Below are 11,711 nucleotides of genomic sequence, written 5' to 3'. Positions count from 1 at the left end.
GGACTCCGCACGCCCGCACCCGACCGAAAGGCAGCTCCGTGCCCGACGCACGCGACATCCACCTCGGATTCAGGACGCTCGCCATCCTGCCGATCGTGCTGTTCCTCCCCACCCTCGTGTCCTTCGCCGTCGCCGAGCACGGCGTCGTCTGGCCCGAGTACACCGGCGTGCTCTTCCACCTCGCGATCCTCTTCCTGATCGCACGGATGGAGGCGCCGGTCTGGGCCAAGGCCGCCGGCTACAGCTGGATCGCGCTCGACGTCCTCACCGGCATCCTCGCCATCAACGGCGTCACCCACGACCTCACCTGGCCGATCCGGCTGGGCGGCCACGTCTTCGCCGGGATCTGGATCGCGGTCAGCTCCGCCTTCGCGCACCGGCCGGTGATCCGCGTCCTCGGGGCCCTCACCGGCGTGTGGCTCGCCGGCTACTCCTTCGTCGGCAACGTCGCGCCCGAGGAGGCCCTGTACCCCGCAGGTCTGCTCATCGTCGTCTGGTTCGGGGCCCTCGCCCTGCGGTACGAGCCCGCCGGCCGGCCGCCGGACACCTCCGCGGACCTCCACCTGCTCGACGCCCGCCGGATCCCCGACCACCCGTAGGGCGTTCCGGACCCGTCGCGGGCGGACCGCCGGCCCGTCCGTCCCGCGGCAACGCCTGTAGCCTGAGCCGGATCCGAGCCCCATCGAGAAGCGGACCGACCCCATGCGCCTCGTCTTCGACGGCCACGTCATCGAATGGCGTGGGCCCTCCCCGTACTACTTCGTCCCCGTGCCGGAGGAGCAGTCCGCGGACATCCGCGAGGTGGCGTCGAGGGCCACGTACGGCTGGGGCGTCGTGCCGGTCGAGGCCGGCATCGCCGGGACGGCCTTCACCACGTCCCTCATCCCGAGGGACGGCGGCTACCTGCTGCCGATCAAGGACGCCGTGCGCAAGCCGCTGGAGCTCCTGCCGGGCGACGCGGTCGCCGTGGAGATGACCGTCCGCCTCTGACCGCCCCGGGCGACGGCCCCGTAGCCGTACGGCTGCGGCTCTCGTACCCGGGCGCGGGCGCCGCCGGGCGGCGTCCGCGACGGTCGGCCGGTCGGCCGGTCGGGCCTCACTTCCGCCAGAAGAGGTGGTGCGTCACGCCGCTCGGGCTGGGCACGACGTCCTGGTGGAACCGGTCGAGCAGCTCATCGGGGGACTCCCACAGGCGGGTTCCGGACCCGAGCGCCGCCGGCACGACCGCCACGTGCAGGGTGTCGACGAGGTCGGCATCGAGGAACTGCCGGATGATCGTGGCCCCGCCGCCGAGCCGGACGTCCCGGCCCTGCGCCGCCTCCTTCGCCTGCGCGAGCACCGCGGCCGGGTCGCCGTCGACGAAGTGGAAGGTGGTGTCGGAGAGCGTGAACGACGGGCGGCCGTGGTGCGTCATGACGAACACCGGCGTGTGGAACGGGGGCTCGTCACCCCACCACCCCTGCCACTCGTGGTCCTGCCAGGGCCCGCGCTGCGGACCGAACTTGTTGCGGCCCATGATCTCGGCGCCGATGTTGCGGGCGTAGTCCCGCGTGATGTAGTCGTCGAGACCCCGGCTGCCACCGGGTCCGGAGCGGTCGACGGGCGGGTGGTCGGTGGCGATGGCCCAGGCGAACATGCTCCCCGGGTCGGCATGGCCGAACGGCCTCTCCAGGCTCTGGCCCTCGCCGGCACCGAACCCGTCGCTCGACACGGTGAAGTTCTGGACCCGCAGCAACTGGCTCATCCCGTTCCTCCTGCTTCGCGCTCGCTGCTCACCTGACGAACGGTAGACCGGCCGGGCCGGGAAAACCCGCCGCCGCATCGTGAAGCAGGTGCACGGTGACGGAGGGATCCCGGCCGTTCACCGGCGTCCGCCGGGTCCGCACCGACCCGACCCGACCGCCGGGGAGGTGGCCACGGGCAGCGCGGCCGTTCCGGCCGCGCTGCCGTCAGACCTTGTCGTCGTACGCCACGGTGACCGGCGCGTGGTCGGACCAGCGCTCGTCGTGGGTCGCGGCGCGCTCGGTCTCCGCCCAGAGCGCCCGTGCGGCCAGGCCGGGGGTGGTGATGTGGTAGTCGATGCGCCAGCCCGAGTCGTTGTCGAACGCCCGGCCGCGGTAGGACCACCACGAGTACGGGCCGGGCCGGTCGGGGTGGAGGCGGCGGACGACGTCGACGTAGCCGACCTCGTCGAAGAGGCGGGTGAGCCAGGCGCGCTCCTGGGGGAGGAAGCCGGCGTTCTTCTGGTTGGCGCGCCAGTTCTTGAGGTCGTCCTCGCGGTGGGCGATGTTCCAGTCGCCGCAGACGAGCACCTCGCGGCCGTCCTCGGCGGCCCGGCGCCGCAGGTCGTCGAGGTGGACGAGGAACTCCGCCATGAAGCGTTCCTTCTCGTCCTGGCGCTCGGTGCCGACCTCGCCGGACGGCAGGTAGAGGCTGGCGACGGTGAGGCCGGGCAGGTCGATCTCGGCGTACCGGCCGGAGCCGTCGAACTCGGTGGAGCCGAACCCGACGGCGGTGCGCTCGGGCGCGCGGCGGGATAGCACGGCGACCCCCGCGCGCCCCTTGGTCGCCGCGGGTGCCCACACGGCGTGCCAGCCGTCGAGGTCGCGGATCTCCGGGGGGAGCTGGCCGGGTTCGGCGCGGACCTCCTGCAGGCAGACCACGTCGGCCTTGGTGTCGGCGAGCCAGCCGACGAGGCCCTTCTTGGCGGCTGCACGGATGCCGTTGACGTTGACGGTTGAAACCACGATCACCCCGGGAGGGTACCGGGCGGCGGCCCGGATCGCCGAAGCGGCAGGCCCCGGGTGTGGCGGGGCCCACGAACGGCCGGGCCGCGGCAGGGGTCGGTCGGCGGCCCGTCATTGGTCTTGACCATGTCCTTCGGCACCCCCTAAGGTCACATACTGCAAAGACCTTTAATAAAGAAGGACGGATAAAGCCCACCCTCCCCACCTGCCGAAACAGGGGAGTGGTGGGCGGCCCACACCTTCAGGACCTTCAGGGTGGAGGACACGGTGGCGCAAGGACAGCTCACGGCGGCCCCGGAGCCGAAGTACTGGCACCTGCGCACCGTGTTGGTGCGCACCATCGACTCGGAGTTCTCCACGGGGCAGGTGCTGCCCAACGAGCGTGAGCTGGCAGCGCGCTTCGGGGTGGCCCGGGCGACACTGCGGCAGGCCCTCGACCAGCTGGAGCTGGAGGGCCGGCTCGTCCGCCGCCGCGGCATCGGCACCCTGATCGCCGCCCCGCGGGTCGGTGTGCCGGTGAGCAGTAGCGAGGAAGGCTGGCCGAGTGCCTCGCGCAGCCAGGCCTGGCGGGTGGTGGACTGCACGAGTGCCCCCGCCGCCGAGCGGCTCGCCGCCGAACTGGGCATCCCCCAGGGCGAGATCGTGCACACCGTGCGCCGGCTGCGGCTGGTGCAGGGCCGCGTGATGGCGACGGAGTCGCTGCACGTGCCCGACTCCGCGGTGCCGCACCTGCCCGCACTCCCGCAGCTCGTCGGTTCGACGGCCGAGGGCGAGCGCGCCCGTTCGGTGCTGCGCCAGCTGGAGCGGTGCGGGGTCGACGGGGAGTCGCGCACCGTGGAACTGGGCGTCGCCGAGGCCGAGCAGGCGGTCCTGCTGGAGCGTCCCCCGGGCACGCCGGTGCTGATCGTCACCACGCAGTACGCCGCGGCCGGCCGCCGGATCGCCCGTGCGGTCTGCACCTACCGTGCGGACACCTGCAAGCTCACGTTCGGCGAGGCCGGGGCCGTCGAGGTCACCCCGGTCGAGGCGGTCCGCTCCGCCTGAGCCCGCCCGCACCACCCGTACGCGGCGCCGGTCCCTTCGGGGGCGGGCGCCGCTGCACGTGGTGGCGGGCCGGGGCTGCACGTGGTGGCCGGCCGGGCCGCCGACGGCCGGTCAGCGGCTGCCGGTGCCGGGCGGGTCGACGGCGAAGAGCTGCACCTCGACGTGGTCGAGAGCGACCCGCAGCGCGCCCGTCGCCACGACCTCCGTGCCGAGCGTGGCGAGCGACACCTCGGGTGCGCGCAGCGTGAACTGCGCGAGCCGCTCGCGCAGCGGCTCCAGCACGCCGTCCAGCCCGGCCGCCCAGCCGCCGACCACGACCAGCTCCGGGTCGAGGGCGAGCACGAGCGCGGCGACGTCGTGGACGAGCCGTCGCATGAAGCGGTCCATCGCGACCTGGGCGACCTCGTCGCCCTCGCGGGCCAGCCGCAGCACGCGGGCCACGGCGGCCTCGTCCAGCGGGTCGAGGGGTTTGCCGGTGGTCGACAACAGCCGTTCGGGGGTGGCCTCCTGGCCGAGCAGGTGCAGGGCGCCGATCTCGCCGGCCGCGCCGCCGTAGCCGCGGTGCAGCCGCCCGTTGATCAGGGAGCCCGCACCCGGGCTGAGCCCGGCCATGACGAAGACGACGTCGCCCTTGCCGACGGCTGCGCCCTTCCAGTGCTCGGCGATCGCGGCGAGGTTGGCGTCGTTCTCGATGGTGACGGTGCAGCGGAACGAGCGGCGCAGCCGGGCGCCGAGGTCGAGGCCGGTCCAGCCGGGCATGGCGGTGCTGAGCTGCACGGTGCCCTCGCCGTCGACGATGCCGGGCGTGCCGACGGCGACCGCCCACAGGCTGTCGCGCGAGACACCGGCCTTGCGGAGCACCTCGGCGACCGTCGTGCGCATGACGCCGAGCCGCTCCTCGGCGTCGAGCGTCTCGTGAACGGGCTTGGCGTGGCTCGCGAGGATCTCGCCGGCGAGGTCGGCCAGCACCACGCGGACGTCGTGCACGCCGATCTCGATGCCCAGCACGTGGCCGGCCTCGGCACGGAAGCGGAACCAGCGGGCGGGGCGGCCGCGGCGGCCTCCGCCGTCCTGGCCGTTCTCGACCTCGGCGACGAGCCCGGCCTCCAACAGTCCCTCGATGACGCCCTCGACGGTGGGCCGGGAGAGCCCGGTGTCGCCGACCAGCCGGGTCAGGGTCACGGAGTGCCCGTCCCGCAGCGCCCGCAGGGTGACTGCCGCGTTGATACGACGCAGCAGTGAGGAGTCCCCGCCGGTGAGCCGATCCGTCAAGTCGCTGCCTTTCCCGCGTTCGCGCGACAGCTCTGGCGCGCGGTGCCGAGTGCGCGGTGACCTCCGTTGCCCCGCGAGAGCCCGCCGTCGGGCCGGTGCGGCACGTGGCCTCCCGGCGCCCTGGGCGTCAGCCGGATGGTACTCGGGCGCCCGTTCGGCCGCGAGCGTTTCCGCAGCTCATCATGGCTTCGGTATGGAAACGGTACTTAGCCGGTGATGCTCCCGTGCGTCCGCCGACCGGGAGGCGGGGGCTCCGGCGGCGGCCGGGTCCGGCGGGCCCGGCGACCGGGGTGGGAGGTCGACCGCCGGGTCCGGGCCGGGACGGTCCGGCGGCGTCAGCCGAGGGGGTTGTCCTCGGAGCGCAGGGTCTCCAGGGTGGTCGCGTACATGCGGGCCTTGATGGTGCCGAGCGTGGGGCCGGCCTTGGCGGCCTGGGCCCGTGCGATGCCGACGGCGGTCGGGCGTACGGCGTCCTCGCCCACCGCGTGGTCGACGACGGCGGCGGCCAGGGCGTCCGTGCCGCCGTAGCGCCGCGCGGTGGTCATGGCCTCGTGGGCGACCTGCGGTGCCAGCCGTGCCTGGATCAGGGCGGACATGCCGGGGGTGAAGGGGATGTCGATGTCGGCCTCGGGCAGGCACCAGAAGCCGCGGTCGGCGCGCATCACCCGGAAGTCGTGGGCGAGGGAGAGCATGGCTCCGGCGGCGTAGGTGTGCCCCTGGAGGGCGGCGACGGTGACCACGGGCAGCGACAGCATGCGGGCGAACAGCCGGTGCACCGACACGACGTACTCCTCGTACCGGTCCGCATTGGCGTAGAGCCACTCCAGGTCGAGGCCGTTGGAGTAGAACTTGCCGGTGGCGGCGGTCACGAGGGCGCGGGCCCCATCGGTCTTCTCCACCTCGTCGAGGGCGGCGTCGGCGGAGGCGATCCAGTCGGGGTGGAAGCGGTTCTCGCCGTCGCCGAGGTCGAGGACGAACACGTCGTCGTGGCGGTCGAGCACGGGCATGGTGGCTCCTTCGGCGGGGCGGACGGCGGGCCGGGGTGTGCGGCCCGGTCACGGGCCCTGCGGACACCGGGCACCGGGACCCTCACCTACCAGTCGGTAACATATGGCGCGCGACCGCGTGCGTGCAAGGTCCGCGGAGCGCCGTCCTGCGGGGCCCGGTTCGCGCGGGCGCCGACCCGGGGCGCCGACCCGGGGCGCGCGGGCGACCTCCGGCGGGGTGGCCCCTCGGCCGTGCGGTCGCCCGCCGCCCGCCCGTCGTGGTCCGATGGTGGTCGAGCCGGGCGTGGCGTCCCGCCCCGCCCACGAGCGCGCACGTGGAGGTTCACCATGGCCGGATCGTCCGACGCCGGGGTGATGAGAGCGGTCGCTTACCGCGAGTACGGCGGCAACGAGGTCCTTGCGACGACCACCCTGCCCCGCCCGAAGGTGGGGCCCGGCGAGGTGCTGATCAGGGTGCGGAGCGCCGCGGTCAACCCGGTCGACTGGAAGGTGATGGCGGGAGGGCTGGACGGGCTGATGGACATCGCCTTCCCGGCCGTGCCCGGCTGGGACGTCGCCGGCGTCGTGGAGCAGGTCGGTCTGGACACCCCCGAGTTCGCGCCCGGTGACGAGGTCTGCTCCTACGCCCGCCGCGATCACGTGCACGGCGGCACCTTCGCCGAGTTCGTGACGGTGGCCGCCCGCGACGTGGCCCTCAAGCCGGCCTCGCTCGGGTGGGACGAGGCCGCGGGCCTGCCGCTGGCCGGGCTGACGGCCCACCAGACGCTCACCCGGCTCGGGACGGGACCGGACGACGTCGTGCTGGTGCACGGCGCCGCGGGCGGCGTCGGGACGTTCGCCGTGCAGATCGCGGTGGCGCTGGGCGCCCGGGTGATCGGCACCGCGTCGCCGGCCAACCACGAGCGCCTGAGGGCGCTGGGTGCCGAGCCGGTGGCGTACGGCGAGGGCCTGGCGGAGCGGGTCCGCGGGCTGGCGCCGTCGGGGGTGACGGTCGTCGCGGACTACGTCGGCGGCGTCCTCGACACCACGCTGGCCGTGCTGCGGGAGGGCGGTCGGCACGCCTCGATCGCCGACGACCGGGTGGTCGGCGCGGGCGGGCAGTGGATGTGGGTGCGCCCGGACGGCGACGGACTGCGGGCGCTGGCCGTGCTGGTCGACGAGGGGCGGCTCGTGGTGCCGGTGGCGGCGGTGCTGCCGCTGGAGCGGACGGGCGAGGCGTTCGACCTGAGCCGCGAGGGCCACACCCACGGCAAGATCGTCATCCGGGTGTCCGACTGACCGCGGGCGCCTGCGGGCAGTCGTGCGCGGCCGGTGGGCCGCGGCGGCGCGGATCGCAGGGCATCTGACCCGCGACGCTGACGCCCCCGTCGCTTTCCGGCTCCGCGCCGGGTCGCGGCGGGGACGTCGCCGTGCCGTGCGGCGTCCGGCGCGGGCCGGAGCGGGGTGCGCTCCAGGGGTGTTCAGCAGCGTTCCCCGCGCGAAGTCTTGACGGCGATTCATCAAAACCGTACGTTCTGGGCTCGGAAAGTTTCCAGCAAATTTCAGGACTGTTTCGGAAATTCTCCGAATGACTTTGCATGCCCCTGTGTGCCCATGCGCCCCAGCCCAGCTCCCCGAGCTGCCCCCACCCGCAAGGAGACGCCGTGGACCGATCCGTACGCGAGCCGCAGCGCAGACGCGAGCCCCGGCGCGGGCACCGCAGGCCGCGCACCGCGGGCGTGCTCGCCACCGCCGCCGTGCTGAGCCTCCCGCTCGGCGCGGGCCTCGCCCAGGCCCCCGCCGCGCACGCCACCCCGCCCGGTGCCAGGACGGTGACCGCCACGCTGTTCGAGTGGACGTTCGCCTCGGTCGCCAAGGAGTGCACCGCCACGCTCGGCCCGAAGGGCTACGGCTACGTCGAGGTCTCCCCGCCCCAGGAGCACGTCCAGGGGGCGCAGTGGTGGACCTCCTACCAGCCCGTCGGCTACCGGATCGCCGGCCGGCTCGGTGACGCCACCGCCTTCAAGGCCATGGTGAACACCTGCCACGCGGCGGGCGTCAAGGTCGTCGCCGACGCGGTGGTGAACCACATGAGCGCAGGGTCCGGCACCGGCACCGGCGGCACCGCCTACACCAAGTACAACTACCCCGGCTACTACCAGACCCAGGACTTCCACTCCTGCCGCACGAACATCAGCGACTACGGCAACCGCGGCAACGTGCAGAACTGCGAGCTCTCCGGGCTGGCCGACCTCGACACCGGCAGCGACTACGTGCGCTCCACGATCGCGGCCTACCTCAACACGCTGATCGCCGCGGGCGTGGACGGCTTCCGCATCGACGCCGCCAAGCACATGGCCGCGGCCGATCTGGCGGCGATCAAGGCCAAGTTGAGCAAGCCGGGCATCTACTGGGTCCAGGAGGTGATCTACGGCTCCGGCGAGGCCGTCCAGCCGGGGGAGTACACCGGCACCGGGGACGTGGACGCGTTCCAGGGCGCGTACGACCTCAAGCGGATCTTCACCTCCGAGAAGCTCGCCTACCTGAGCAACTGGAACGACTCCTGGGGCGCGGGCTACCTGCCGGGCGCCAGCGCCCGTACCTTCACGGACAACTGGGACACCGAGCGCAACGGCTCCACGCTCAACTACACGTACGGCTCCACCTACACCCTCGCCAACGTCTACATGCTGGCCTGGCCGTACGGCTCGCCCAACGTCCACTCCGGCTACGAGTTCTCGAACGCCGACGCCGGCCCGCCCAACGGCGGCACCGTCAACGCCTGCTTCTCCGACGGCTGGAAGTGTCAGCACAAGTGGCGGCAGATCGCCAACATGGTGGGCTTCCGCAACGCCGTCGCGGGCGCCTCGGTGACGAACTGGTGGTCCAACGGCAACAACGCCATCGCCTTCGGCCGCGGCGGCAAGGGGTACGTCGCCGTCAACCGCGAGTCGGGCGCGATCAGCCGGACGTTCCAGACCTCGCTGCCGGCCGGCACCTACTGCGACGTCCAGCACGGCGACCCGACCGCCGGCGGCGGCTGCACCGGACCCACCTACACCGTCGGCTCGACCGGCACCTTCACCGCCACCGTCGGGGCGGGTGACGCGGTGGCGCTCTACGTCGGGGCCACGGCGTAGCGCCGACCCCGGAGCCGTGACCGCGGGGTCCGGTGCGCGCTGTGCGAGCAGCGCGGACCGGGCCCCGCGGCGCAGGCGGGGCGGCGGGCCCGGCGGTGGCTGGGTGGCAGCGGGCGGCGGTGGCGGCGAGGAGGCCGGATCATTCGATGCACGATCGATGCGACACCGGTGTGAGGCGCATTCGGTCCAGGATCGCGGGCAGACGGGGCGGGTGTCGGCGTCCGCGGGTCCCCGGTGCTGTGGTTCACCGATAAAGACTCTCAATCATTGAGATACCATCGGCCGTCCGGTCTTTCACAGCACGCCCGAAGGGCTCCTTCGCCATGCTCGCCAACCGACGTCGCCTCAGACTCCTCCTGCCCCTCGCCCTCCTGATCACCTGGCTCGCCCTGGGCGGCGCGTTCGGCTCCTACGCCGGAAAACTGTCCGAGGTCGCGACCAACGACAACGCCGCGTTCCTCCCCCGGAGCGCCGAGTCCACCGAGGTCGTCCGCCTCGACAAGGGATTCCAGGCCGACTCCACCCTCCCCGTGATCGTCATCTGGGAACACAGCGGCGGCGGCGCCCTGGAGCCCGCCCAGCAGGAGGCCGCAGGCCGCGCGATCGAGTCCGCCGCCTCCGTGCCCGGCGCCGTCGGCCGACCGTCGCCGGTCATCCCGTCGTCCGACGGCAAGGCCGCCGAGGCGATCCTCCAGCTCCGCGCCGACCTCGGCACCGCCACCCCGGACAGCGTGGACGCGATCCGCGGCCTGGCCGAGAAGGTGCCCGGCACCACCGTCGCCATCGCCGGACCGGCAGCCATCCAGGCCGACCTCTCCGGGGCCTTCGCCGGCATCGACGGCCTGCTCCTCGGCGTCGCCCTCGGCGTCGTGCTGATCATCCTGCTCGCCGTCTACCGCAGCGTCCTGCTGCCCTTCCTCGTCATCCTCGGCGCCGTCTTCGCCCTCGGCGTCTCCTGCGCCGTCGTCTACGTGCTCGCCGACCACGGCATCGTCCGCGTCGACGGGCAGGTCCAGGGCCTGCTGTCGATCCTGGTCATCGGCGCCGCCACGGACTACGCGCTGCTCCTCTCCGCGCGGTTCCGGGAGGAGCTCCAGCAGCACGGCGACCGCTTCACCGCCATGCGCATCGCCTGGCGGCAGTCGCTCGAACCCATCGCCGCGTCCGGCATGACCGTGGCCCTCGGCCTGCTCGTCCTGCTGCTCTCCGACCTCACCAACAACCGCGCCCTCGGCCCGGTCGGCGCCATCGGCATCGTGTGCTCCGTCCTGTCGGCCCTCACCTTCCTGCCCGCCGCGCTGGTGCTGCTCGGCCGCGCCGCCTACTGGCCCGCCCGTCCGCCCGCCGACGGCACCGCCCCGGTGCACGGCATCTGGCGCAGGGTCGCCGCGATCGTCGGCCGCCGCCCCCGTACCACCTGGGCGGCCAGCCTCGTCGTCCTCACCGCCCTGGCCGCGTTCGCCCCCGCGCTCGACAGCAGCGGCGTGCCGCAGACCGAGCTCTTCATCAAGGAGCAGCCCTCCGTCACCGCGCAGAAGGTCCTGTCGGCGCACTTCCCCGGCGGCTCCGGCAACCCGGCGGTGATCGTCACCTCCGTCGGCGGCGCCGACGCCGTCGCCGCGGCCGCCCGCACGGTGCCCGGCGTGACCTCCGTCCGCCCGTACACCGGCGGCGACCCGTCCGCCCCCGCGAAGACGGTCGACGGCAGGGTCCGCCTGGACGCGACGCTGAACGACCCGGCCGACAGCGACGCCGCCGTCGCCACCGTGCAGCGGCTGCGCGCCGCCGTGCACGCGGTGCCCGGCTCCGACGCCCGCGTCGGCGGCTACACCGCCCAGCAGTACGACACCCGGACCACCGCCCGGCACGACCGTGCGGTCATCATCCCGGTCGTCCTCGTCTGCATCCTCGCCGTCCTCGTGCTGCTGCTGCGCTCCCTGCTCGCGCCCGTGCTGCTCGCCGCGACCGTGGCCCTCTCCTACCTGGCCACGCTCGGCGTCTCGGCGATCGTCTTCCCGCACGTCTTCGGCTTCAGCGCGACGGACCCCTCCGTGCCGCTGTACGGCTTCGTCTTCCTCGTCGCCCTCGGCGTCGACTACAACATCTTCCTGATGACCCGGGTCCGCGAGGAGGCCCTCCGGCACGGCACCCGGGAGGGCGTGCTGCGCGGCCTCACCGCGACCGGCGGCGTGATCACCTCGGCGGGCGTCGTGCTCGCGGCGACGTTCGCCGCCCTGGGCGTCATCCCGCTCGCGTTCCTCGCCCAGATCGCGTTCATCGTCGCCTTCGGCGTCCTGCTCGACACGCTGCTCGTGCGCTCGCTCCTCGTCCCCGCGCTCGTGCACGACCTCGGCGACCGCGTCTGGTGGCCCGCACGCCTGCCCGCCCCGGCCGCCGCCCGCACGGGCCCGGACGACACGGCGGACTCCGCCGGGCTCCCCGAGGACGCCCACCGGTAGCCGAACCCGCCGCCGGCGTGCTGCCCCGGCCCTGCCCGCGCACCGGACCGACCGGTGCGCGGG

At 73.7% G+C, this 11,711-nt stretch carries 10 protein-coding genes; 6 read left to right on the top strand and 4 right to left on the bottom strand.

What is annotated here, in order from left to right; all coding sequences use genetic code 11:
- Positions 1 to 38: 38 nt before the first annotated feature.
- A complete protein-coding gene (locus OG335_RS03755; protein WP_405009531.1) occupies positions 39 to 599 on the top strand; it encodes a hypothetical protein in 561 nt (186 codons plus the stop codon).
- Positions 600 to 702: 103 nt separating this feature from the next.
- The gene (locus OG335_RS03750; protein WP_405009530.1) at positions 703 to 990 is read left to right on the top strand and encodes a DUF1905 domain-containing protein; all 288 of its coding nucleotides are present in this window, start codon (positions 703 to 705) and stop codon (positions 988 to 990) included.
- A 106-nt stretch (positions 991 to 1,096) separates the two neighbouring features.
- Here the strand turns inward: OG335_RS03750 and OG335_RS03745 are convergent, their stop codons facing one another.
- Positions 1,097 to 1,744: a dihydrofolate reductase family protein gene (locus OG335_RS03745; RefSeq protein WP_405009529.1), complete on the bottom strand. Its 648-nt coding sequence runs from the start codon at positions 1,742 to 1,744 to the stop codon at positions 1,097 to 1,099.
- Between the two features lie 205 nt (positions 1,745 to 1,949).
- Positions 1,950 to 2,753: an exodeoxyribonuclease III gene (locus OG335_RS03740; protein ID WP_405009528.1), complete on the bottom strand. Its 804-nt coding sequence runs from the start codon at positions 2,751 to 2,753 to the stop codon at positions 1,950 to 1,952.
- 261 nt (positions 2,754 to 3,014) lie between these two features.
- On the opposite strand from OG335_RS03740, the gene OG335_RS03735 reads away from it, so the two are divergent.
- Entirely contained in the window at positions 3,015 to 3,791 is a 777-nt protein-coding gene (locus OG335_RS03735; RefSeq protein ID WP_405009527.1) for a GntR family transcriptional regulator, read from the top strand.
- Between the two features lie 111 nt (positions 3,792 to 3,902).
- On the opposite strand, the gene OG335_RS03730 is transcribed toward OG335_RS03735, so the two are convergent.
- On the bottom strand, positions 3,903 to 5,063 hold the full coding sequence (locus OG335_RS03730; protein WP_405009526.1) for an ROK family protein: 1,161 nt from the start codon (positions 5,061 to 5,063) through the stop codon (positions 3,903 to 3,905).
- A gap of 335 nt (positions 5,064 to 5,398) precedes the next feature.
- A complete protein-coding gene (locus OG335_RS03725) occupies positions 5,399 to 6,070 on the bottom strand; it encodes an enoyl-CoA hydratase-related protein (RefSeq protein ID WP_405009525.1) in 672 nt (223 codons plus the stop codon).
- Positions 6,071 to 6,424: 354 nt separating this feature from the next.
- On the opposite strand from OG335_RS03725, the gene OG335_RS03720 reads away from it, so the two are divergent.
- The 3 genes from OG335_RS03720 (at position 6,425) to OG335_RS03710 (ending at position 11,648) form a co-directional block, all read left to right on the top strand.
- On the top strand, positions 6,425 to 7,348 hold the full coding sequence (locus OG335_RS03720) for an NADP-dependent oxidoreductase (protein ID WP_405015301.1): 924 nt from the start codon (positions 6,425 to 6,427) through the stop codon (positions 7,346 to 7,348).
- 458 nt (positions 7,349 to 7,806) lie between these two features.
- Entirely contained in the window at positions 7,807 to 9,189 is a 1,383-nt protein-coding gene (locus OG335_RS03715) for an alpha-amylase family protein (protein ID WP_405015300.1), read from the top strand.
- A 323-nt stretch (positions 9,190 to 9,512) separates the two neighbouring features.
- Positions 9,513 to 11,648, top strand: a complete 2,136-nt coding sequence (locus OG335_RS03710; RefSeq protein ID WP_405009524.1) for an MMPL family transporter — start codon at positions 9,513 to 9,515, stop codon at positions 11,646 to 11,648.
- Positions 11,649 to 11,711: the final 63 nt, after the last annotated feature.

It is taken from the genome of Kitasatospora sp. NBC_01539 (genome assembly GCF_045040525.1).
Lineage (GTDB): Bacteria > Actinomycetota > Actinomycetes > Streptomycetales > Streptomycetaceae > Kitasatospora.
Note: the sequence above shows the minus strand (reverse complement) of the source record. Positions and strands in the feature narration are given on the sequence as shown.